This window comes from Clostridioides sp. ZZV15-6383 (genome assembly GCF_020657735.1).
GTDB classification, from domain to species: Bacteria; Bacillota; Clostridia; order Peptostreptococcales; family Peptostreptococcaceae; genus Clostridioides; species Clostridioides difficile_D.
Genome location: NZ_JAGWCV010000050.1, coordinates 1 through 24,821, shown reverse-complemented (window position 1 = coordinate 24,821; position 24,821 = coordinate 1). Strand labels below are relative to the sequence as shown.

24 protein-coding genes, 2 rRNA genes and 1 other annotated feature are annotated in these 24,821 nt (G+C 28.9%); of the genes, 23 read left to right on the top strand and 3 right to left on the bottom strand.

The features are described 5' to 3' along the window. The 10 genes from KGF42_RS15235 to KGF42_RS15190 form a co-directional block, all read left to right on the top strand. Positions 1-187, top strand: a 23S ribosomal RNA gene (locus KGF42_RS15235); the annotation flags it as partial. A gap of 116 nt (positions 188-303) precedes the next feature. Next, positions 304-420, top strand: a 5S ribosomal RNA gene (gene rrf, locus KGF42_RS15230). 119 nt (positions 421-539) lie between these two features. After that, the gene (locus tag KGF42_RS15225; protein ID WP_003421511.1) at positions 540-731 is read left to right on the top strand and encodes a DUF378 domain-containing protein; all 192 of its coding nucleotides are present in this window, start codon (positions 540-542) and stop codon (positions 729-731) included. A gap of 153 nt (positions 732-884) precedes the next feature. After that, positions 885-2,294, top strand: a complete 1,410-nt coding sequence (locus tag KGF42_RS15220; RefSeq protein WP_227826612.1) for an aminotransferase class I/II-fold pyridoxal phosphate-dependent enzyme — start codon at positions 885-887, stop codon at positions 2,292-2,294. A 118-nt stretch (positions 2,295-2,412) separates the two neighbouring features. Continuing rightward, positions 2,413-3,102 (top strand): deoxynucleoside kinase, encoded by a 690-nt coding sequence (locus tag KGF42_RS15215; RefSeq protein ID WP_227822466.1) that lies wholly within the window; start codon positions 2,413-2,415, stop codon positions 3,100-3,102. Between the two features lie 2 nt (positions 3,103-3,104). After that, the gene (locus KGF42_RS15210) at positions 3,105-4,040 is read left to right on the top strand and encodes a DNA polymerase III subunit delta' C-terminal domain-containing protein (protein ID WP_227822465.1); all 936 of its coding nucleotides are present in this window, start codon (positions 3,105-3,107) and stop codon (positions 4,038-4,040) included. Next, positions 4,037-4,930 (top strand): stage 0 sporulation family protein, encoded by an 894-nt coding sequence (locus tag KGF42_RS15205; protein WP_054275390.1) that lies wholly within the window; start codon positions 4,037-4,039, stop codon positions 4,928-4,930. The genes KGF42_RS15210 and KGF42_RS15205 overlap by 4 nt, the downstream gene beginning before the upstream one ends. A 79-nt stretch (positions 4,931-5,009) precedes the next feature. Continuing rightward, positions 5,010-5,756, top strand: coding sequence for a tRNA1(Val) (adenine(37)-N6)-methyltransferase (locus tag KGF42_RS15200; protein WP_227822464.1), 747 nt, complete (start codon positions 5,010-5,012; stop codon positions 5,754-5,756). After that, entirely contained in the window at positions 5,757-6,590 is an 834-nt protein-coding gene (gene rsmI, locus KGF42_RS15195; RefSeq protein WP_054275388.1) for a 16S rRNA (cytidine(1402)-2'-O)-methyltransferase, read from the top strand. 22 nt (positions 6,591-6,612) lie between these two features. Further along, positions 6,613-7,317, top strand: coding sequence for an HD domain-containing protein (locus KGF42_RS15190; RefSeq protein WP_227826611.1), 705 nt, complete (start codon positions 6,613-6,615; stop codon positions 7,315-7,317). 187 nt (positions 7,318-7,504) lie between these two features. Here KGF42_RS15190 and KGF42_RS15185 read toward each other — a convergent pair whose 3' ends face one another. Together KGF42_RS15185 and KGF42_RS15180 are read right to left on the bottom strand one after the other, a co-directional pair. Beyond that, entirely contained in the window at positions 7,505-7,933 is a 429-nt protein-coding gene (locus KGF42_RS15185) for an Lrp/AsnC family transcriptional regulator (protein ID WP_227822462.1), read from the bottom strand. 36 nt (positions 7,934-7,969) lie between these two features. Next, entirely contained in the window at positions 7,970-9,400 is a 1,431-nt protein-coding gene (locus KGF42_RS15180) for a nicotinate phosphoribosyltransferase (RefSeq protein ID WP_227822461.1), read from the bottom strand. Positions 9,401-9,531: 131 nt separating this feature from the next. Here KGF42_RS15180 and KGF42_RS15175 point away from each other — a divergent pair, with 131 nt between their 5' ends. From KGF42_RS15175 to KGF42_RS15160, 4 genes are all read left to right on the top strand, one after another. After that, a complete protein-coding gene (locus KGF42_RS15175) occupies positions 9,532-10,116 on the top strand; it encodes a nucleoside recognition domain-containing protein (protein WP_054275385.1) in 585 nt (194 codons plus the stop codon). A 15-nt stretch (positions 10,117-10,131) separates the two neighbouring features. Next, complete coding sequence (locus KGF42_RS15170; protein ID WP_003421489.1) at positions 10,132-10,653, top strand: spore maturation protein; 522 nt, start codon at positions 10,132-10,134, stop codon at positions 10,651-10,653. A 65-nt stretch (positions 10,654-10,718) separates the two neighbouring features. Next, positions 10,719-10,966, top strand: a binding site (T-box leader). An 83-nt stretch (positions 10,967-11,049) separates the two neighbouring features. Further along, complete coding sequence (gene metG / locus KGF42_RS15165) at positions 11,050-12,987, top strand: methionine--tRNA ligase (RefSeq protein ID WP_227826610.1); 1,938 nt, start codon at positions 11,050-11,052, stop codon at positions 12,985-12,987. Positions 12,988-13,016: 29 nt separating this feature from the next. Further along, positions 13,017-13,787 (top strand): TatD family hydrolase, encoded by a 771-nt coding sequence (locus tag KGF42_RS15160; protein ID WP_054275383.1) that lies wholly within the window; start codon positions 13,017-13,019, stop codon positions 13,785-13,787. A 178-nt stretch (positions 13,788-13,965) separates the two neighbouring features. On the opposite strand, the gene KGF42_RS15155 is transcribed toward KGF42_RS15160, so the two are convergent. Then, complete coding sequence (locus tag KGF42_RS15155) at positions 13,966-14,133, bottom strand: helix-turn-helix domain-containing protein (protein WP_227826609.1); 168 nt, start codon at positions 14,131-14,133, stop codon at positions 13,966-13,968. A 339-nt stretch (positions 14,134-14,472) separates the two neighbouring features. On the opposite strand from KGF42_RS15155, the gene KGF42_RS15150 reads away from it, so the two are divergent. The 9 genes from KGF42_RS15150 (at position 14,473) to KGF42_RS15110 (ending at position 24,598) form a co-directional block, all read left to right on the top strand. After that, positions 14,473-15,468, top strand: a complete 996-nt coding sequence (locus KGF42_RS15150) for an ATP-binding cassette domain-containing protein (protein ID WP_227822458.1) — start codon at positions 14,473-14,475, stop codon at positions 15,466-15,468. 17 nt (positions 15,469-15,485) lie between these two features. Beyond that, positions 15,486-17,174 (top strand): putative 2-aminoethylphosphonate ABC transporter permease subunit, encoded by a 1,689-nt coding sequence (locus KGF42_RS15145; protein ID WP_227826608.1) that lies wholly within the window; start codon positions 15,486-15,488, stop codon positions 17,172-17,174. Between the two features lie 11 nt (positions 17,175-17,185). Then, positions 17,186-18,253 carry a putative 2-aminoethylphosphonate ABC transporter substrate-binding protein gene (locus KGF42_RS15140; protein ID WP_227822456.1) on the top strand — a complete coding sequence of 356 codons (1,068 nt, stop codon included), beginning with the start codon at positions 17,186-17,188 and terminating at the stop codon, positions 18,251-18,253. A 211-nt stretch (positions 18,254-18,464) separates the two neighbouring features. Beyond that, complete coding sequence (gene rnmV / locus KGF42_RS15135) at positions 18,465-18,995, top strand: ribonuclease M5 (RefSeq protein ID WP_227822455.1); 531 nt, start codon at positions 18,465-18,467, stop codon at positions 18,993-18,995. Between the two features lie 169 nt (positions 18,996-19,164). Further along, positions 19,165-20,034 (top strand): 16S rRNA (adenine(1518)-N(6)/adenine(1519)-N(6))-dimethyltransferase RsmA, encoded by an 870-nt coding sequence (gene rsmA / locus KGF42_RS15130; RefSeq protein ID WP_227822454.1) that lies wholly within the window; start codon positions 19,165-19,167, stop codon positions 20,032-20,034. 65 nt (positions 20,035-20,099) lie between these two features. Further along, positions 20,100-21,386 (top strand): hypothetical protein, encoded by a 1,287-nt coding sequence (locus KGF42_RS15125; protein WP_227826607.1) that lies wholly within the window; start codon positions 20,100-20,102, stop codon positions 21,384-21,386. A 150-nt stretch (positions 21,387-21,536) separates the two neighbouring features. Beyond that, positions 21,537-22,652 carry a M20/M25/M40 family metallo-hydrolase gene (locus tag KGF42_RS15120; protein WP_227826606.1) on the top strand — a complete coding sequence of 372 codons (1,116 nt, stop codon included), beginning with the start codon at positions 21,537-21,539 and terminating at the stop codon, positions 22,650-22,652. A 182-nt stretch (positions 22,653-22,834) separates the two neighbouring features. Further along, the gene (locus KGF42_RS15115) at positions 22,835-23,731 is read left to right on the top strand and encodes a cation diffusion facilitator family transporter (RefSeq protein ID WP_054275367.1); all 897 of its coding nucleotides are present in this window, start codon (positions 22,835-22,837) and stop codon (positions 23,729-23,731) included. Between the two features lie 69 nt (positions 23,732-23,800). Beyond that, positions 23,801-24,598 carry a hypothetical protein gene (locus KGF42_RS15110; RefSeq protein ID WP_054275366.1) on the top strand — a complete coding sequence of 266 codons (798 nt, stop codon included), beginning with the start codon at positions 23,801-23,803 and terminating at the stop codon, positions 24,596-24,598. The last annotated feature ends 223 nt before the right edge of the window (positions 24,599-24,821 follow it).

Genomic DNA, 24,821 nt, shown 5'->3' with positions numbered 1-24,821 from the left:
GCATGGCTGGGTAGCTATGTACGGAATGGATAAGCGCTGAAAGCATCTAAGCGCGAAGCCAACTTCAAGATAAGATTTCCCACCGCAAGGGTAAGACCCCAGAAAGACTATCTGGTTGATAGGTCGAAGGTGTAAGTGCAGCAATGTATTTAGCTTATCGATACTAATAGGTCGAGGACTTGACCAATATTTATTTGATGTTCATTCATTAAGATATATGTGTAGTTTTTAGAGTGTTAACTCTAAAGAAACTAGTATTACTAGATTCTAAAAACTTAATAGAAATATTAAGCATAAAGATTATGTGGTTACAATAGCAGAGAGGATACACCTGTTCCCATTCCGAACACAGAAGTTAAGCTCTCTAGCGCTGATGGTACTTGGTGGGAAACTGCCTGGGAGAGTAGGACGTAGCCACGTAATTTTTTTATTTTTTGTCAAAAAAAACAAAAAAGATGTATTTCTTTTTTCATTTCGGGAAAACTAAACACAGGAATTATGGACTATTATAAAAATTTAATTCTTGAGGAGTGATATAAGTGAAAAAAGTTGCTTTAATTTTAGCTATAATAGGTGCACTTAACTGGGGTGCAATTGGTATTCTAGGTACAGACTTAATAGGTAGCATTTTTGGTGGAACATATGAAATGATAAGTAGAATAATATACTTCATTGTAGGTTTAGCTGGATTATACTTAATACCAAGCTTAATGTCTGATGATAGAGAATAATTTATACTTTTATGTTAGATACCTCATTCTAAATATTTAGAATGGGGTATTTAATTTTACAAAAATATTAATTTGTTTCTTTTTTAATGGTAAAATAGATAAGAATTGAAGTTTTTAAAAAGAAGTATTATGCAAAAAGGAGTATTATTAATAATGTTTATAATTAATGAATTAAATAAGATTGTAAATAAAGATGTAATATCTTTTCATATGCCTGGTCATAAAAAAGGGCAAATTTATAAAAAATTAGGATATAAAGATATACTAGAAAATTTGTATAAAATGGATACAACTGAGATATTAGGAACCGATAATTTACACTTTCCAGAAGGAATTATAAAAAATTCACAAGAAAAAGCATCAAGAGTATTTAAAAGTGATTATACATATTATCTAGTAAATGGGAGTAGTTGTGGAATACAATCTGCGATAATGTCAGTATGTAGTCCTAAGAGTAAAATAATAGTAAATAGGGATTGTCATCAGTCTGTTATAAATGGATGTATTTTGGGAGATATAGATATAGAGTATGTTTCTTGCGAAATAAGTGAAGATACGAATGTCTTAAAAGGAATATCTATAAGTAATGTAATTGATATAATAGATAAAAATTTGGATGCAAAAGCAGTACTGTTAACTTATCCTACATATTATGGAATGACATATGATTTAGAGTACATATGTAATTATGCACACAGTAAAAATATGGTAGTAATAGTAGATGAAGCACATGGTGCACATTTAGGGCTTAGCGATAGGCTTCCTAAGACAGCACTTGAGCAAGGGGCAGATATAGTTGTACAGAGTACTCATAAAACCCTTCCATCGTTTACACAATCATCAATGATACATATACAAGGAAACCGAATTGATATATACAAAATCTTAAATATGTTAAGAATTACAGAATCTTCAAGCCCTTCATATTTATTATTATCTTCCCTGGAATTAGCAGTAGATATATATGAGAATAAAGGAAAAGAATTAATGGAAGAACTTTTAAATAATATTAGTGCTTTTAAAAATAACATTAATGCAAATATTGAGATATATGATACAAATGATAGGACAAAAATATTTATATCTTCTAAAAATATGGGTCTAACAGGTTATGAACTAGAAAATATTTTAAGAAACAAATATAACATACAAGTAGAATTGTCTAATTATTATGGAGTTCTTTTAATATGTACAATAGGAAATAGTACTAAGGATTTCACCAGTTTAGAAACAGCATTAAACAATATTGTAAAAGAAGATTTTAAATTTACGAAGCTAAAAAATAAAAAATATCCTGTTGTTATACCAAAGAAAATATTAACACCTAGAGAAGCATTTTATAAAACTAAAAAAAGTGTTAAAATATATGACAGTATAGGTAAAGTTTGTGGTGAATGTATAGTACCATATCCACCTGGAATAAGTATAATATCCCCTGGTGAAATAATAAGTAAAGAAATAATAGACTATCTAATGTTTTGTCATTCTGAAGGTATGGTTGTAAGTGGATTGAAAGATGTAAGTCTGAACTTTATACAAGTAATAGATTTAGAAGATATTTAAAAGTTATGATACAATGTAAAGAATTTGAAACCTTAAATAGAAGTATATAGACTACTTATATAGAGTTATAAATAAAAATATCAAAAAAGTAAAAAGTGTTTGTATGGAGGATATGAGAATGAAAGGTAAGCTAATAATTATAGAGAGTGGTTCAGACGCAAGTGGAAAGGCAACTCAGACAAAAATATTATATGAAAGATTAAAAAAAGAAGGCTATATAATTAAGAAGGTAGAATATCCAAATTATAAATCGCCATCATCTGCTTTAGTGAAAATGTATCTAAAAGGAGATTTTGGTAAAAATGCATCAGATGTAGACCCATATATAGCATCAACTTTTTTCACAGCTGATAGATATGCATCATTTAAAACCGATTGGGAAGAGTTTTACAATGAAGGTGGAATAATTATCGCTGATAGATATACAACCTCTAATATGGTACATCAGGCTTCTAAAATGGATGTTTGTGATAGAGAAGAGTATTTAAATTGGTTAGCTGATTATGAATTTAATTTATTTAAGATACCACAACCTGATTGTGTTATATTTTTAGATGTACCTATTGAGTTTAGTGAAAAGCTTATGGAGAATAGAAAAAATAAAATTACAGGAGAAGAAAAAAAAGATATTCATGAAAGTGACATAGAGTACTTAGAGAAATCTTATAATAATGCTTTATATATAGCAGATAAATATGATTGGAAAAAAATAAATTGTGTTTCAGATAACAAATTAAGAAGTATTGAAAGTATACATAATGAAATTTATGAAATAGTTCTTGATTCAATAAAATCTATGGAGAGGTAAATATGTATTTTGAAAATATTATAGGGCAAAATTTTGCAAAGAAATATTTAACAAATTCTATAAAGAAAAATAAACTTAATAATGCGTATATGTTTGAGGGAATAGATGGAATAGGAAAGAAGAAGTTTGCTGATGAGCTATCGAAACTATTGCTTGGTTATGAAAATCTCGAAAACAGTCCAGACTATGTACTTATAAAACCGGATGGAAATAGCATAAAAATAGCCCAAATCAGAAATTTACAATCAGATATAGTAGTAAGACCTCATAAGGAATATAAAATATATGTAATTAATAATGCTGAAAAAATGACTGTGGAAGCACAAAATGCACTTTTAAAGACACTGGAGGAACCTCCAAACTATGCTATAATAATCTTAGTCACAAACAACAAAGAATCTTTATTAGAAACTATAAAATCTAGATGTGATATAATAAAGTTTTCACCTATACCAATGGAAGACTTAAAAAGTTATTTGATAAATACAGGTATAGAGGAAGAAAGAGCTCAACTGTTGGCTACTTTTTCAAGAGGAAGTATTGAGAATGCTTTAAATCTATCTCAGTCTACTGAGTTTTCAGTGATGAGGGAGGATATACAACAGTACATTCAAATAATGCTAGATAAAAACATAGTAGAGATTCTAAATATACCAAATAACATGGAAAAATACAGAAATCAGATTATAAATTTATTGGATATAATGATAAACTATTTTCGAGATATTATCCTATTAAAAGAAAATGTAAACAAAAATATGTTGATAAATGTAGATAAGCTAGTTTTTATTCAAAATATGAGTGGAAAAATTAGTTATTCTCAATTGTCCAAGATTATTGATATAATAGAAGATGCAAAGAGCAAAATAAAAAGCAATTGCAATTTTAATATAAGCATACAAGTTATGTCTTTAAATATATACGAGGTGATTAAATGATAAAAATAGTAGGTATAAGGTTTAAAAGTGCTGGGAAAATATATTATTTTGACCCTGTTGATTTTAATATAGAGCAAGATATGGATGTAGTTGTAGAAACTGCAAGAGGTTTGGAGTACGGGAAAGTAGTCGTTGGGCCAAAAGAGATGGAAGAAAGCGAATTAGTCTCTCCTTTAAAGCCAATTATAAGAATAGCTACAGAAGAAGATAAAAAAATATATCTAGAAAATAAGGAAAAGGCAAAAGAAACTTTTGAGTTATGCCAACAAAAAATAAAAGAACATGAGTTAACAATGTTTTTGATAGATTGTGAGTATACATTTGATAGAAATAAGTTGATTTTTTACTTTACAGCAGAAGGAAGAATAGATTTTAGAGAATTGGTAAAAGATTTAGCTGCTATATTTAAGACTAGAATAGAACTTAGACAAATTGGTGTTAGAGATGAGGCTAAATCTATAGGAGGACTAGGTCCTTGTGGTAGAAAACTTTGTTGTTCATCTTGGCTAGGTGATTTTCAACCAGTTTCAATAAAAATGGCAAAAGACCAAAGTTTATCTTTAAATCCAACAAAAATATCTGGAATATGTGGAAGATTATTCTGTTGCTTAAAATATGAGCATGATGTATATAGTGAGGCAATAGAAAAAATGCCTGTTGTAGGTGCATTAGTGCAATCAGATGATGGAAAAGGAAAAGTTGTAGAAGTAAATCCCTTATTAGAACAAATTAAAGTGGAATTCCAAGATAAGACAGTAAAGATATATACAAGAGAAGACATAAAAATACTTAGAGAGCCTAAAAAATGTGATGGCTGTGGCGGTAAATGTAAGGATAATGATGGGTTAGATGAAGCTACACTAAGAGAGTTAAAGAAATTAGAAGATTAAATTTAAGGTAGGGCTTTTCCTACCTTTTTTAAAGCAATTAATACTTGAAGTTATTAATATTTGAGGAGAATTTATGAATATGCAATTAAAAGATTCAGAAAGAATAGATGATTTACAATTAAAGAGCCTTAAAATTATACAGGATACTAATGGGTTTTGTTTTGGGATAGATGCAGTTTTATTAGCCAATTTTACTAAAATAAAAAAAGATGCCAAAGTTGTAGACTTAGGTACTGGAACTGGTATCATACCTATTTTGATAGCTGGGAAAAGTGAAGCTAAAAAAATTATTGGGGTAGAAATACAAGAAGATGTATATGAAATGGCAACTCGTTCTGTAAAATTAAATAGTTTAGAAGAAAGAGTTGAGATTATAAATGATGATATAAAATCCATAGACAAAGTTTTGGATGTAAATGGTTACCATGTAGTTACATCAAATCCTCCATATATGCATATTGATGGAATAAAAAATCCAAATGATAAAAAAGCAATATCAAGACATGAAGTAAAATGTAATTTGGAAGATGTAATTAGAGCTGCATCTAGATTGGTTATGCCTAGAGGAAAGTTTTTCATGATACATAGACCAACAAGGCTGGTTGATATAATAACTTTAGGAAGACAATATAAATTAGAGCCAAAAGTTATTCAATTTGTACATCCAAGACATCAAAAAGCACCTAATTTAGTTTTAATTCAATTTGTAAAAGATGGAAGACCAGAGCTTAAGATATTAGACCCATTGTATGTTTATGGAGAAGATGGGAATTATACAAAAGAATTAAAAGCAATATATAATAATGAAGATATAGGAGAGTTGTAGATGAGTGGGAAATTGTACATATGTCCAACACCAATAGGAAATCTAGAGGATATAACATATAGAACTTTAAGAGTATTAAAAGAAGTAGACTTGATTGCAGCAGAAGATACAAGACACAGTATAAAACTTTTAAATCATTTTGAAATTTCAAAGCCGCTGACTAGTTATCATGAACATAATAAAGATTCAAAGGGCGATTATTTAATAAATAAACTAATTGATGGTGAGAATATAGCTTTGATAAGTGATGCAGGTATGCCTGGTATATCTGACCCAGGAGAAGAGATAATAAAACAAGCTATACAAAACAACATAGATATAGAAGTATTACCAGGTGCAACAGCATTTGTAACAGCTTTAGTTGGTTCTGGTATGAACACACATAAATTTGTTTTTGAGGGCTTTTTAGATAGAGATAAAAAAGTAAGAAAAGGACAATTAGAAGAATTAAAGGAAGAAAGTAGAACTATAATTTTCTATGAATCACCACATAGATTGAAGGATACACTAAAAGATATGCTTAAAATTCTTGGTAATAGGAAAATTTCTATAAATAGAGAACTTACAAAAAAATATCAAGAGATAATAAGAGAAGATATAGAAACTGTTATAAAAATATTTGAGGAAAAAGAAGTAAGAGGAGAGTTTGTATTAATAGTAGAAGGCTTTTATGGTGAAAAGTCAAAAAAAGAAGATTATGATGGGCTTACAGACAGGGAATATGTTTTAAAACTAATTGAAAGTGGTATGAACAAAAAAGATGCAATAAAAATAGTTTGTAAAGATAGAAAGTTAAAAAAAGATGTAGTTTATAAACAAGTTCTAGATTTATAAAACCTGAATCTGAGGTGATTTTATGGAAATAGGAAAAATTATAATAGAGAGTTTAAAGAGGGATGATACACATAAAACATTTATAGAATTAGATGAAAAGCATGAATTGGAAAAAATAATCCCTAAAATAAACTGTATGAAGTCTGTAGGCGAATGTAAATATCATGTTGTCAATTGCTTTGAACATTCTATAAATGCATTAAGAGAATTAGAAGTAGTATTAAATAATAAGGATTTTTTCCCTATACATTTAAGAGAACATGTGTCAAATTATTTAAACACATGTATTGAGGATGGAATAAATAAGTTACATGCACTAAAATTGGGAATATTTTTACATGATATAGGTAAGCCTGATAGTATGACTTTAGATGAAACAGGAAGAGTTCATTTTACAAATCATGAAAAAATAGGTGCTCAAATAGTAGACAATATGGGGATAGAGTTAGATTTATCAACAGAAACATATAGGCTTATAAGTAAATACGTAAGATATCATATGACACTTTTATCTTTATATAAGAAAAATGATTTGAGTAGAAAAGAATTAATTAATATATTTAACTTGGTGAATGAAGATACCATAGGTGTAATACTGCTTGGTTATGCAGACATAGTATCTACAATAAAGTTATTAGATAAGAGAGAAGAAGTTAGTGTATTAAAGACATATATGGAATATATTCTAACAAATTACTTATATAAGAGTAATTATACACATGTATAATTTTAGTCAATATAATTGAGATTTAAATAATTAATTGAAGTTTGAAACATATAGATTTCAAAAACATAAAAGAAGTTGTCTTTGTTGTAAAATTATGAAAGACAACTTTTTTTATATCAAAAATTGAAATTTTATTAATTATACTTAATGGTCTATTAATTAATAAACCATTAGTATTTAATTTATATTACAATATTGATTTTGCTTGTATTGGCGTTGATAATATAACAGAGGTCTTAGTAGAACCTATTTTCTTTATAGTATCAATCACATTTTCTAGTTCATACATATCTTTTACAATTACTTTTAAAAGTAAGCAATCATCACCTGTTATATGGTGACATTCTACAATTCTAGGGTCCTTTGCAGCTGACTCAATGAATTCTGTATATCCATTACTTGGAAGAGAAATATGAATAAATGCTTTTATCACTCTACCTAATGAATCTGGGTTAACAATAGCTTTATAACCTTCTATAACACCAGACTCTTCTAATCTTTTGACTCTTTCTGAAACTGCAGGAGAAGTTAAACCAACTATTTTTCCTAAGTCCTTCATAGAAATTCTCCCATCATTCTGTAAAATTTCTATGATTCTGTAATCTGTAACATCCATAAATAAACAGTCCCCCTTAAATAAAAATAATTAATGCTATAAAACTTTTTTAGAATCTATCATTTGTGTTTTTAAATACCAAAGATTTCTAGATAAATCAACCTTATAAATGTGTGGTTTTGAAAGTCTTTTGTATTGTTCCCAGATAGTACTTAATTCATATTGTACATGATTTTTTATTTCAAGAACAGCTTTTTTATTATATTTGCATATGCCTTTTATATACAATGGTTTAAGAAGTTCTTTAACTTTATAATTTGTAAATACCTTCGTTTTCCATGTATAAGTAGGATGGAAGATTTCTAAAGGTTTAGATTCATCTATAACTTCATCATGTAACATAATTAAATCTGCCTCTGCTTTATTGTCTTCGTTATATATTCGTATAACTTTCTTGTAACCAGGATTATTTATTTTTTCTGGATTCTCAGAAATCTTTATCTTAGGTTCAAGAATTCCATTTTCACAAGATGCAGCTAATTTATAAACACCTCCAAGAGAAGGCGAATCGAAAGACGTAATGAGCTTTGTACCTACTCCCCATGAATTTATAGTAGCCCCTTCTGCTTTAAGTGATGTTATAGTATATTCATCTAGGTCATTAGATGCAGTGATACTAATATCTGAAAAGCCAGCACTATCTAATTGTTTTTTAGCTTCTTTAGATAGATAAGCTAAATCTCCAGAGTCTAGTCTTATACCCATAGGTTTGTATCCTTTTTCAGAAATATTTTTGAATACTTTTATTGCATTAGGAACACCACTATTCAATACATCATAAGTATCTACAAGTAGCAGGCATTTGTCTGGATAAACATCAGCATATGCCTGGAATGCTTCAAGTTCATTATCAAATTTTTGTACCCAACTATGAGCATGTGTACCAATTATAGGTATATTAAACATTTTCCCAGCTAGTACATTTGCAGTTCCAGCACAACCACCAACTACTGCAGCTCTAGCTCCATATATACCTGCATCTGGACCTTGTGCACGGCGTAATCCAAACTCAAATACAGGGTCTCCTTGAGCTGCAAAGCAAACTCTAGACGCTTTAGTAGCAATAAGGGACTGAAAATTGACTATTGTCAACAATGCTGTTTCAATGAGTTGAGCTTGATATACAGGTGCCTTAACAGTAATCAATGGCTCATTAGGGAACATGATAGTTCCTTCCTCAACAGCATATATATCTCCTGTGAACTTAAATTCTTTTAAAAACTTTAAGAACTTATCAGAAAATAGGTTTAAGTTTTTTAAGTACTCTAAATCTTCATCTGAAAAATGAAGATTATCTATGTATTCAACAACCTGATCAATACCACAAACTATAGTATAGCCTCCATCACAGGCGTTTTTTCTAAAAAACATATCGAATACAACAATGTCTTCGTGAATATTTTTTTCAAAATAGCCATTTAACATAGTAAGCTGATATAAATCAGTAAGAAGTGTTAGATTTCTCATTATTTCTCTCCTTAATTATTATTAAATATTAAAAATTGTAAAAACTCCCACACTTATACTAAAACATAATATAGTACAACTTTCAAGTATAAAGTATTACCTAACTATCATAAAATTATTTAAAGAGGAGGATGATTAGAATAGGAAAAATATGGTTTTATATGGTATCAATAGGTATAATAGGAAGTTTGATTTCTAAAAATATGGGTGAATTAAATAAAGTTATATTGAGTGAAACATCAAAAGGTATAGAATTTGCAATAAGTCTAGCTGGCATCATGGCACTTTGGATGGGGATAATGAATATTGCAAAAGAGTCAGGATTAATTGAAAAGATAGGTCAAAAATTAAATCCTATAATGAGAAGATTATTTCCTTCTATACCAAAAGGTCATAAAGCAATGTCTTATATAGTTATGAATATTGCTTTAAATATGTTGGGTGCTGGAAATGGTGCAACAGCATTTGGTTTAAAAGCAATGAGTGAGCTTCAAACTTTGAATAACAAAAAAGATACAGCAACTAATGATATGATTATGTTTATGGTAATCAATATATCATCTATACAAATAATTCCATTTACTATAATCAAATTAAGAATGGATATGGGAGCTCAAAATCCAAGTGAAATAATTTTTACAACTTTATTTGCAACCATAATATCTACAGCAGTAGCGATAATAACATGTAAATTTTTTCAAAGAAGATATAGATAAAGGGGATGTAGATGAATGGAGATATTTTCAAACTTACTTATACCAATAATAATTTTGTACATAGTAGTTTATGGTAAATATAAAAAAATAGATGTGTATGATAGTTTTGTAAAAGGGGCAATTGATGGACTAAAAGCAGCATGGGATATTCTACCATATATAATAGGTATATTTTTAGCAATAGGAATATTCAAAACTGGTAAAGGTCTTGATATGTTAGAATGGCTATTTACACCAATAGCAAATATGATGAGTATACCAAAAGAATTAATAGGTCTAATAAGTGTAAAACCTTTATCTGGAAGTGGTGCTTTAGGTATGTATAGTGAACTTGCGAATAGGGTTGGAATAGGAAGTTTAGTAGAAAAAATGGGTGCTACAATTGTAGGTTCTTCTGAGACTATTTTTTATACAATGGCAATATATTATGGAAGTCTGAAGATAAAAAATACTAGACATACATTGTCATGTGCTATGATTAGCCATGTTGCAGGTGTCATAGCAGCTGTTTTTATTTGCTATGTAATATTTGTATAATTTGTTGACAATATGGGAAAAATTTTATAATATAGTGATTATATAGAAATAAATTGTAATATAAATTATAAGTTATGAAAAGAAGAGTAAATAAAGGTTTTTTCTATCAGAGAGCTAGGTTAGGTGAAAGCTAGTGTCAAAAGCTTTATCGAAGATGGTCTTGGAGCTTTTTATCTGAGCATGTGTGCTAGGGTAAAACGGGTGGGCACGTTATAGTCTACTAAAGTATCTATAAAGTGATTTATACATTTCATGTGAAACATAATCATTATAGATGAATTAGGGTGGTACCGTGAATAATCTCGCCCCTATGTTAACCCATAGGAGGCGATTTTTTATTATTTTAATGAAAGAATCATATGATTACGAACAATAAAAAATTAGGAGGTAAATAATATGAGCAAACCGAGTTTTTATGTAACAACACCAATATACTATCCAAGTGGAGGATTACACATAGGACATACTTATTCAACAGTAGCTGCAGATACAATAGCTAGATTCAAACGTTTCTGTGGGTATGATGTAAAGTTCTTAACGGGAACAGATGAGCATGGTGAAAAAATTCAAAAGAAAGCCATAGAGCAAGGAATGTCAGAGATAGAGTATCTTGATGGAATGATAAAAGATATAAAGGCTTTATGGAATACTATGGATATATCCTATGATGATTTTATAAGAACAACAGAAAAAAGACATAAAGATATAATACAAAAGATATTTACTAAATTATATGAGCAAGGTGATATATATAAAGGTGAATATGAAGGTAGATACTGTACTCCTTGTGAGAGTTTCTGGACAGAATCTCAATTACTAGAAGGAAATAAATGCCCTGACTGTGGAAGAGAAACATATTTAGTAAAAGAAGAATCTTATTTCTTTAGATTATCTAAATATGAAGATAGATTAAAAGAGTTATTTAAAGATGATAGTTTCTGTTTTCCTGCTGCTAGAAAAAATGAAATGGTAGCAAATTTTTTAGACAAAGGATTAGAAGATTTAAGTGTAACCAGAACGACTTTTGACTGGGGTATAAAAGTTCCTTTTGATGAAAAACATGTAATTTATGTATGGGTAGATGCTTTATGTAACTACATAACAGCATTAGGATATATGACTGATAATGATGAAGAATTCAAAAAATATTGGCCTGCCAATGTTCAAATAGTAGGTAAAGAAATAGTGAGATTCCATACAATAATATGGCCAGCGCTTTTAATGGCTTTAGGTTTAGAAGTTCCAAAACAAGTATTTGGACATGGATGGATACTGTTTGCTGATGATAAGATGAGCAAATCAAAAGGTAATGTGGTTTATCCAGAACCTATAATAGAAAGATATGGAATAGACACACTTAAGTACTTCTTATTAAGAGAGTTTGCATTTGGGCAAGATGGAAGTTATACTCATAGAAATTTTGTAACAAGAATAAATTATGACCTAGCAAATGATTTAGGAAACTTAATAAGTAGAACTGTAGCTATGGTTGAAAAGTACAATAATGGTATAATACCAACAGCAAAAGTTTCAACTGATTTTGATGCTGACTTAAAAGAACAGGCTGTATCAACTAGAGAAAACTTTGAAGCTGAAATGGACAAGATGCAATTCCATGAAGCATTAGAGAGTGTATGGAAACTAGTTAGAAGAACTAATAAATATATAGATGAGACTATGCCTTGGGCACTAGCTAAAGATGAAACTAAGAAAGATGAATTAGACACAGTTTTATACAACTTATGTGAATCTATAAGAATAATTGCAACACTAATAAATCCTATAATGAATGAAACTGCTAATAAAATATATGAACATATAGGAATCAAAGGTCAAGATAATATAACTACATGGGAAAGTACAAAAACATTTGGTCTTATTGGTGAAAATGTAAAAGTATTTAAAGGTGAACCTTTATTCCCAAGATTAGATGTAGAAAAAGAGATAGAAGAATTAACTAAAATGTTCTCTGGAAAACCTCCAGTAGAGGAAAAACCTTTAGAACATAAAGAGGAAATCACTATTGATGATTTAGACAAAATAGAGCTTAGAGTAGGAAAAATAGTAAGCTGTGAAAAGCATCCAAAAGCAAATAAATTATTAGTGTCACAAGTTAAGATTGGACCAGAAACAAGACAAATAGTATCAGGAATAGCTGAATACTATAAGCCAGAAGATTTAGTGGGTAAAGAGGTTACAGTAGTATGTAACTTAAAACCAGTTAAATTAAGAGGTATAGAATCTCAAGGTATGATATTAGCAGCAGGTGATGATGGAGACCCATATGTTTTACCATTTACACAAGGTGCTAAAGATGGATGCGAGGTTCGTTAGTAGGCAATTAAATAGTAAGGAGATTAAAGATGTTATTTGATTCACATGCACATTTAAATGATGAAAGTTTTGATGAAGATAGAGATGAACTTATTGGTTCATTAAAAGATAAAGGTGTAGATTTGGTTGTAAATCCAGGAGCAGATATAGAAACGTCAATAACAGCAATTGAACTTGCTAAAAAATACGACTTTATATATTCAGCAGTTGGAGTACATCCACATGATGTATCAAAACTAGATGATACAGCAATAGAGACTTTAAGAAAACTTGCAACTGAAAATGAAAAAGTTGTAGCTATTGGAGAGATTGGATTAGATTATTATTATGATTATTCTCCAAGAGAAGAACAGAAAGAGTGGTTTAAGAAGCAAATTGAATTAGCTAATGAGTTAAAACTTCCAATAATAATACATGATAGAGATGCACATGGAGATACTTTTGAGATAATAAAGAATACTAAAAGTCCTGAAATAGGATGTGTGCTTCATTGTTATAGTGGAAATGTGGAGTTAGCTAGAGAATATGTTAAGATGGGTTGTTATATATCAATTCCAGGGACAGTTACTTTTAAGAATAATAAAAAGACTAGAGAAGTAGTAAGAGAGATACCTCTAGAAAGGTTATTCATAGAGACTGATTCACCATATATGTCACCAGAGCCATATAGAGGAAAGAGAAACAATCCTTCTCAAGTATCTTTTGTTGCTGATAAGATAGCTCAGGAAAAAGGAATATCTTATGAAGAAGTATGTAGAGCTACGAAAGAAAATGCAAAGAAATTTTTTAATATAAAATAGACAAATTAAAACTTATAATGATATATAAAATAAGTCATTATAAGTATAAGATGGGAGTGTCTCAAAATGAACTTTTTAGGTCATGAGGCACTCTTTTTTGTATGAAATCAAATATATTTTTATTATGTACTGAGACCCAAAAGTTAGACTTTATGTAACTTTAGATTCATATTCAAATCTATATTTTTAGCCCATCCTCTCCTAATGTATTATATGCATTAATCCATCTTTCAACTTGAGAATAGTTAGTAACTTCATATTGTTTTGCTATTGAAACATATCCTTCCTCTCTATTTAAATAGGATTTAACTACTTTTAATTTGAAATTAAAATCGTATTTAGCCATATAGAAACATCCCAATCGTTAGATTTTTGGTCCAACAATTGGGGCGCAGTACAAGATATATTACAGTTTAAAATAGTATATTTTAATTTCATTATTAAAATATAGCTGTTATATATAAAATAAATGGGATATTAAATAATTATTAAACTAAAGTAAATAAATTATTGGGCGATTATTAAAAAAGATATATAAATTTTAATTTGAGTAGTTGTGGCATATATAATAAAAAAAGAAATAAAAATGAAAATAAAAAGTAGATTGTTTAACTTGAGATTGGAAGCAAGAGTACTTAAATAGAAAAGACTTATTTAAGTTTAGCTTTAGGAGGGGGTATTATAAATGTCGTTTTTACAAGTAAAAAATGTAAGTAAAAGTTATGGACAAGTTAAGGTGTTAAAAGACATATCTATTGATATTGAAAAAGGAGAATTCATTTGTTTACTAGGTCCAAGTGGTTGTGGGAAAAGTACATTGCTTAGAATAATTGCAGGGCTTGAGGATAGACATGATGGAAAAATAATAATAAATGATAAGGATATGACTAATTCACCACCTGAAAGTAGAAATTTTGGTATAGTTTTCCAGTCATATGCATTATTTCCCAATATGAATGTTTACAAAAATATAGCTTTTGGACTAGAAAATAAAAATATAAGTAAATCTGATATAGGCAAGAAAGTTAGAGAGGTTTTAGAAGTCGTAGAATTAAGTGGATATGATAAAAAATATCCGTCACAATTGTCAGGTGGGCAACAACAAAGGGTTGCACTTGCTCGTGCAATTGCTTTAGAGCCAGACTTTTTACTTCTTGATGAACCTTTATCTGCATTAGATGCAAAAGTAAGGTTGAAACTTAGGGAACAGATTAGAAGTTTACATAGAAAGCTAGGTATTACAACTATAATGGTAACACATGACCAAGAAGAGGCGCTTTGTTTAGCTGATAAAATGGTTGTTATGAATAGTGGAGAGATAATACAGGTTGGAACTCCAAAGGAAGTGTATAAAAGCCCAGAAACACCTTTTGTAGCTGATTTTATAGGAACAATAAATTTTATAGATGATGGTATTAATAAGATAGCAATTAGACCAGAAGATATAAAGGTAGAATTTAATAGAGATTCTAAAGATAAAGATATAAAAGTTGGGGAGGTTTTAGATATTGAATTTAGAGGATTTAACTATAGAATTACAGTTGAGTATTGTTCTAAACAAATGAAATTAGATGTAGTTTCCAAAGTTGCAGAACAAATGAAACTATGTATAGGTTCTAAAATAAACTTCAAGATACCTAAAGAAGGAATTGTAGAATATAAATCAGAAGGATGTGCTTAATAGCTAGGGGTGAATAAATGATAACAGTAAAAAATAAAAGAAGAATAAGTGATAGTATGATACAAAAATATTTCTTAGTTTTTTCAGTAATTTTACTAATATTATTCATATTATTTCCATTAATATCATTATTAAAAAATGCATTTCTAGATACAAATGGAAATTTTATAGGAATTTCAAACTTTAGTAAATATATTGAAAATCCAAATCTTATAGCATCATTTAAAAATTCAATTTTTATATCTACAATTTCATCTTTAATATCACTATGTTTAGCATTTATATATTCATATGCAATAACAAGAACGAATATAAGGTTTAAAAACTTTTTTAAAACTATGGGCATATTTCCACTTTTCGCACCAGCTATGCTATATGGTATTTCACTTATATATCTTTTTGGAAATAAAGGAATATTTACAATTATAGGGATAGAAGTACCACTATATGGTCCATTAGGAATAATTATTTGTCAGATACTATTTACATTTCCACAAGCCTTTTTAATATTATCTGTAGCACTTTCGATGGCTGATTATAGACTGTATGAAGCAGCAGATAGCTTAGGATCTAGTGAATTTAAAAAGTTTTGTAAAATCACAATTCCAGGAATAAAGTATTCACTAGTTAGCTCGTTCTTTGTATCTTTTATACTTGCATTTACAGATTTTGGAGTAGCAAAGATAGTTGGAGGAAACTACAATGTATTGGCTACTGACATATATAAACAAGTGGTAGGTCAATTTAACATACCAATGGGAGCTACTGTTTCTATGGTAATGTTGATTCCTGTATTTATAGCTTTTACGATAGATAAGATGGCAAGTAAAAAACAGGGTATAACTATAACTTCAAAATCTATACCATATAAGATTAAGGAAAATAAGTTCAGAGATAGAGTATTTTTAATAGCATGTAGTTTTATAATTTTATTAATTTTTATTTTGATATTTGTTTCAGTCATAGGTTCAATTATAAAACTATGGCCATATAATTTAAATTTTACAATGGAACATTATACATTTAAAGGTATATCAGGAAATGGAATAAAAACATATTTAAGTAGTTTAAAAATATCAACGTTAACAGCAATATTTGGTACTATATTTGTATTTTTTAGTGCATATATGATAGAAAAAGTAGATAAGTTTTCTAGACTGAGACAAATAGCTTACTTTTTATCAATGATACCAATGGCCTTACCTGGTTTGGCTTTAGGTATATCGTATATAACTTTTTTTAATTCAGCAAGTAATCCATTAAATTTTTTATATGGAAGTACAACAATAATGGTTATAGTAAATATAGTCCATTTTTATTCAGTTTGCTTTATAACTTCAAACTCATCTCTAAAAATGTTGGATAGAGAATATGAACTAGTTGCAAAATCTATAAATATTCCATTTTATAAGGTGTTTTTTAATGTAACAGTTCCAATGTCTATAACATCAATACTTGAAGTAGCTGTATATTATTTTATAAATTCAATGGTTACTGTTTCAGCGTTAATATTTTTATATGTACCTCAAACTCAAACTGCATCAATATCAATACTAAAGTTAGATGAGATAGGGTATATAGGGCCATCAGCTGCTATGGCAGTATTAGTACTTTTAACAAATATAATAGTGAGATTTTTATACGAACTTATAACAAAGAAATTAAAAAATAACACGCAAAAATGGCAACAAAAAGATGTTGTTTAGAGGAGGTAAAAATGAAATTTAAGAAAATAGTTTTTTTAGGAGTGTTATCAGCATTTTTATTAGGTGTAATAACAGGATGTAGTAATGATTCCTCAGGTTCGGATTCAAAATCTGATAGTAAGACAAAAGGAGAGTTAACAGTTTATACAGCAATTGAAGAAGATAGTATAGATACATATTTAACTACATTCAAAGAGAAATATCCAGATATTAAATTGAATATTCTTAGATTATCAGTAGGAGACATGACAGCAAGACTATTGGCAGAAAAAGATAATCCTAAAGCAGATTTGTTATGGGGGGTTGCAGCTACAAGTTTGATAATTTTAGATGACCAAGGAATGTTAGAGCCATATGCTCCAAAAGACTTTGATAAGATAAATCCTGCGTTTAAAGATGATAAGGAAGTTCCTTCTTGGGTTGGGATAGATGCTTGGATGACAGGTATAACAGTAAACACTAAAGAATTAAAGGCAAAAAACATATCAATCCCTAGTTCTTATGAAGATTTAATAAAGACAGAATATAAAGGTCTTATATCTATGCCTAATCCAGCCTCTGCAGGAACAGGATATTTAACAGTATCAGCTCTTATACAGATTATGGGTGAAGAAAAAGCATGGCAGTACATGGATAAATTACATAAAAATATTGGTGTATATACTCAGTCTGGTTCAGCTCCAGCCATATCAGCAGCTTCAGGAGAATATCCTATAGGAATATCTTTTGGAAATAGAGGTATAAAGTTAAAAGATGAAGGTTATCCAGTAGAAGTTGTGTTTCCAAAAGAAGGTTCTGGATGGGAGTTAGAATCAAATGCTCTTGTGAAAAAAGATAATATAAAAGAAGCTTCAAAAGTATTTTTAGATTGGGCAATAAGTAAAGATGCAATGAATGAGTATTCTAAGAATTTTGCAGTTACTACAATTGATACAGGAAATTCAATACCAGAAGGATTCCCTAAAAAGCCATTAGAACAAATGATAAACAATGATTTAAAATCATCAGCAAGAAATAGAGAAGCTATACTAAATAAATGGATATCAAAATATGATGGGAAGACAGAAAAAGAGAGTTAAGTATAACAATAAAATTATGATAAGAAAGAGCCTAGAATATAGATTTTATATCTAGGTTCTTTTAATATATTCATATATATAGAAATAAACTTTTTTAAAAGACATACTATTGCATAAAAATAAATGACTTAGTCCCTTGATTAAATCAAACAAAAACCTTAAAATAAAGAGATGTACAGAAAAACTAAAAATGAATAAAAGGTGAATTTATATGATAAAAGAAATAATAGTAGTAGAGGGAAGAGATGATGTTACAGCAGTTAAGAGAGCAATAGATGCAGAACTTATAACTACAGGTGGATTTGGTTTTCCAAAAGGTGTAATGGAGCGTATAAAAGCTGCTAATGAAAGACGTGGTGTTATAATATTTACAGACCCAGATTTTGCAGGTGAAAAAATAAGAAAAAAAATAGCATCAGAAGTTCCAGGATGTAAACATGCATTTCTGCCAAGAGAAGAAGCTAGAAAGGATGGAGATATAGGTATTGAAAATGCTACTCCTCAAAGTATAATATCTGCTTTGAATAAAGTTAGAACTGAAAATACAGAAAAAAGAGAAGAATTTAAACAAGTTGATTTAATTAGAAATGGTCTTATAGGCAATGAAGAAGCATCATTTAGAAGAGATGCACTTGGTAAAATACTTGGAATTGGATATGGAAATGCAAAACAATTTTTAAATAGATTGAATAATTATGGAGTTGAAAGAGAAGAATTTATAGATGCATTACAACAAATCTAAATGTAGTATTTAATATATGAAAAAATATATATAAAATAAATGTGGAATTACAGGTTAATTTAAGATAAATTATTTCTGATAGATACTTTATTTTAAATACATGTAAATACATACAAATAAGTATAATTAATAAAATTAAATCTCAAAATAAGTTAAAAAGGAGTAAAGAATGGATAGACTATCTTCACATAGTGCAACAAAGGAAGTAGTACAAAAATATAATTTTAAATTTTCAAAGTCTTTAGGTCAAAATTTCTTGATAGATAGTAATATAATCGACAAAATATTAGTTGGAGCTAGGATTAAAGAAGGAGATAATATAATAGAAGTAGGGCCAGGTATAGGCACACTTACTCGTGAGATGGGGAAAGTAGCAGAAAAAGTAGTGGCTATAGAAATCGATAGGAATCTAATCCCTATATTGAAAGACACTTTGTCAGATTTAGATAATACAGAGGTTGTAAATCAAGATATACTAAAAGTAGATATACAAGAGCTAATAAAAGATAAATTAAATGGTGGACCAATTAAGCTTGTAGCAAATCTTCCATATTATATAACTACTCCAATCGTTATGAAATTTTTAGAGGGAGACATACCTGTAACAGATATAGTGGTTATGGTTCAAAAAGAAGTTGCAGATAGAATGAATGCTATTCCAGGGACTAAAGACTATGGAGCATTATCTATAGCTGTTCAATACTATTGTGAAACAGAGATTGTAGCAAAGGCTCCAAGACATATGTTTATACCACAACCAAATGTAGATTCAACAGTTATAGGTCTACACGTAAGAGCTGAAAGAAAATATGATGTTCATAATGAAGAAATATTTTTTAAAACAGTAAAAGCATCTTTTGGACAAAGAAGAAAAACTCTTCTTAATTCATTGGGAGGTCTTGGTTTTCTTAATAAAGATGAAATAAGAGAAATATTGAAAGAAGCTAGCATAGACGAAAAAAGAAGGGGTGAAACTCTTAGTATAGAAGAGTTTTCAGTTCTTTCAAATATAATAAATACAAAAGTATCTTCTAAATAGAAGGTACTTTTTTTTATTTTATTAACATATATTGTTTAGAGAAACTGTGTTAAGGGGGGATTGCAGTGGGTTCTAAAAGAAAGTTTAAAAGAGACTATATAATACTAGAAGCTAAAGACATAAACTTTAGATACAAAGAACGAGTACTGCCAAAAGCTTTTGCAAAAGTTGAAGTAAACGATGAAAAAGCAATTATTGCATTATATGTAGAAAATCTAAAATATGTTAAAGATGGGTATAAAACAGTGGCAATAAAAGGTGACCATGGATTAATAGACTTAGGAAATATAATTTTAAATGAACAAGGAAGAGGTGAATTTGTTTTAGATTTAGAAGATTATGATGATGAGATAAAAGGTATTGCATTATTGTATGAAAGAAATATACCTTTGATTGGGTTTAAAGGAAATAAGATTGAAAACTATGAGGACATATTATTCCAAGATTCAGATGAAGAAGAGTATGAAGAGTTGGTAGAAGAGGAAGAATATGAAAATGAAGAAGACGAAGAATATGAAAAGACAGGTGAAGAAGAATATAGAGAAGAAGATAGTGATGAAGATGAAGAGTATATTATAGAAGAATATGATGAAGATGAGTATGAAGATTATTGGGAAGATGAAGAAGAAGTTGAAGAGGCAGAGTTAAAAGCAAGAACGGATATAGAAGATTCTAGTGATGAAGAAATTGAAGAATTCAATAATTATAAAGAAATAGAAAACTATAATAAAGTCAAAGTACAGGAAGAATATAGAGACATAGAATATGACGAAGAAGATGAGGAAGATGAGGAAACTTTTGAAGTAAGCAGGGAAGAAGATAGGTTTGTCTCTTTAAAAACTACTAAATCAAAGAAAACTCAAAAAGAGCAAAATCATATTGAGAAAATAAAAAGAGTCAATGGAGCAAGTCAAGGAGATAGTGGAAATAAACAGGCTAGCACATTACTTATGCCAAGACAAATAAAGAAAGGTTTGAAACTATTTAGAGAAGTAAAACCTTTTGTAACTGATTATATAGATAAGACAAGATGGTGGAAAATAGAGATAAATCCTACAACATTGTGTGGATATACAATGCCTCATTTAGGCTATTTAAATGTGTTGAATTATACGATGTATAGTGATGCAGTATTGAATTCATATAAATATAGACATTACTTATTTGGAGTTCAGTATGATGAATATAATAAGAGAAAACATTATATTTATGCTATTCCAGGAAATAGAAATGAACAGCCAGACAACGGAAGTACAGGCTTTTTAAGATACCAAGCTTGTGATAATAGAACAAATAGTTTAGGGTATTGGTTATGTTTTATAGATTCTAGACAAAGAAATATAGTTAGATAAAAATAATAAAAATACAAGAATTTAGCTTTAACTTTCATTTTGCTAAAAAAAGTTAATGAAAGTAATACAAAACTTTAAAAACTATTGATAATATTTAAATATTACACTACAATATATGTTGAAATACCTATTATATTATGGAGGAAAATTATGATAAACGAGCAAAGAATTTTAAATGAGTTCCTTGAATTAATACAGATAGATAGTTTATCTTTAAAAGAGGGAAATGTTGCTAAAGTATTGGTTAAAAAACTAGAAGAAATAGGTTGTTCAGTACTAGTAGACAATGCAGGTGAAAAAACAAATGGAGAAACTGGTAATATAATAGCTACACTAAAAGGAAATAAAAAAGGAAAGAAAATATTATTTAGTTCACATATGGACACAGTAACTCCAGGTATAGGAGTAAAACCTATAGTGGATGAAGCAAATGGAATAATAAAAAGTGATGGTACTACAATATTAGGTTCTGATGATAAAGCAGGTATAGCAGCTATATTAGAAGGCTTAAGATATATAAAGGAAAATAACATAGAACATACTGATATACAAGTTGTATTCTCTATATGTGAAGAATGCGGATTAGTTGGAGCTAAAAATTTAGACTATGAAAAAATAGATTCTGAGTATGCATTTGTATTAGATAGTGGTGGTTCTCCAGGAGAAATAATAGTAAAAGCTCCTGCACAAGATGTAATAAATGTTAAGATACTAGGAAAGACTGCTCATGCAGGTCTTGAACCTGAAGCTGGTATAAGTGCTATAATGGTAGTAGCTAGAGCTATAGAAAATATGAATTTACTTAGAATAGATGAAGAAACAACTGCTAACATAGGAATTATAAACGGTGGAACAGCTACAAATATAGTAACAGGTGAAGTTAATATAGTTGCAGAAGCTAGAAGTTTAAAAGAAAATAAATTAGATGTTCAAACTAGACACATGGTAGAGACTTTTGAGAAAGCTGCAAAGGATTTTGGAGCTCAAATTGAGATAGATGTCAATAGAGCATATACACCAATAGATGTTAGTGAAGACTCTGAAATAATAAAACTTGCAAAAAAAGCTTTTTCAAACTTAGGTATAGAAGATCATACTGAATCCACAGGAGGAGGTAGTGATACAAATATATTAAGTAAGAATGGTATAGAAGCTATAACTTTAGGAATAGGTATGAAAAATGCTCATACATTAAGTGAACATATAGCTATAAAAGACTTATATGATTCTGCCAAAATGGTAGTGGAGATAATAAAAGAAGCATAAATTTAAATAATAGTGTATAATATATATCGCCTAGCTTAAGCTAGGTGATTTTTCATTTTATAGAAGATTGATAATCTCTATTGAAAGTAAAGAGTATACATTTGCATATAAGAGTGGATTTAATTTATGTTCAGATGTATATTTTTAATAATATTTAGAGTTGTTCAAAAGGAGGAATAAAAATGGAAACAAGATATGAAGAAGCAAATAAAATAACAATACAATCAATACTTTGGAATATCGTATTAACAATAATTAAAGTGATAGCTGGTGTTATTGGTAGTTCTAGTGCTATGATTGCAGATGGATTACATTCAGCATCAGATATTATAAGTTCTGTAGGGGTATTGATAGGTAACTATGTATCTTCTAGACCTGGAGATAGAGAACATAATTATGGTCATGAGAAAGCAGAGACATTGGTATCATTCGTACTATCAATATTACTTATCTTCGTCTCTATAACAATAGGTATAGAAGCAATTAAATCTTTATTTAACTTAGATGCATTAAGTGTTCCATCAATATTACCATTAGTTGTATCAGTTATTTCAATTTTGATAAAAGAGTATCAATATAGAATAACAATAAAAGTTGCTAAAAAGATAAATTCTCCAGCACTAAAAGCTGATGCTTGGCACCATAGGTCAGATGCTTTATCTTCAGTAGCTGCTTTCATAGGTATAGGTGGTTCTATTCTAGGATTTAAGCCTTTAGACCCAATCGCATCAGTTGTAGTGGCTATATTTGTGGCTAAGGTAGGAATTAATATACTTATAAGTTCTGTTAATGAATTAATGGACGTTTCAGTTGATGAAGAGGAGATAAAAGAATTAAAATTTATTGTAGCAGATACAGAAGGTGTTAAGAATCTAGGTGATATAAAGACTAGAAAACATGGAGCTACGGCATATGTGGATTTAACTATATGTGTAGATGAAAATTTGACAGTTAAGCAAGGGCATGACATTGCTACCAAGCTTGAAAAACATATAATAAAACACATGGAATTTGTAAAAGGTATAACAGTTCACGTTGAACCATGTACTAATTGCCAAGGAAATAAGTGTAATAATTAATTAAACCTTAAAAAAAAGTGTAAAAAGTTATATAATTGTTTTATGATTATAAACTCTAGGGGTGGTTAAATGAGTAAGAAAAGAAAGCTAAAGAAAAAAGCTGCAATATTAATAGGAGTAGTTGTTTTCTTTATAATATACTTTATATCCTTTAGAATAGGAATAAATATGGAAAAGGATAAAAGTGAGGTTCCGAAGAAGGTAGAAAAAGAAGAAGAAGATAATAGGTCTTTAATGACTCAAATAAAAGAGAAGAAGAAGGTTTATATATCAGACAAAAATATAGAAAACATAAAAATTGAAGAAGATATGTGGGATGAAATAAAGTTATTTTTCTCAGATTTTAAGAAAGTAAGAAATACTACTTCTTCTTATGAAGCAGTTTATGAAGGATATTCTGATGATGGAGTTAAATTTTCTACCGACCTTAACTTCTTTAGAGTGTATACTGTAAATAAAGAAGAATATTATAAAGTTCCAGTTGATTCTAAGAATGCTTTTAAGAAACTTTTAGATGAGAGTATATATACTTCGTTTGACCTTTTAAGTCACTATAAAGATTGGAAAGGGGTAACTATAACTTATGGAAAAGAAACTAAAAAAGTTCATAGATGGAAGTTTGATGATTTAGCACATAAGATGATTTCAAAAAGGGTTGTAGGAAAAGTTCAACCTGAGAAAAGTAAGGAAAGAAGTGACTATAACTTTACTATAAACATAAAAGGTGATAATTTTGCTGTAAAAGTTGATACAATGGGAAAAGATTATGTAAAAGTTACTTCTAAGAAAAATGTATCTTACTATGAGGTTCATACAAGTTTGTTTGATTACCTTAAAAATGAGATATTTGAAATTGGAAAGAAATAAGATTTTAAGAAGGAGGTGTCTCAAAATGAATTTTTTAGTTTATGAGGCACTCTTTTTTGTATGAAATCAAATGTATTTTCATCATTTTAACGATGAAAAAGAGGCTTATCTCTATTTTAGTATAATCCCCTTATAGTAGACATTTAAATAAAAGGCCATTATAATAGGTCTAAAAAGTGTATACTCTAAGGGGGTTTTTCTATGTCTAAAAAACACAAAAAAT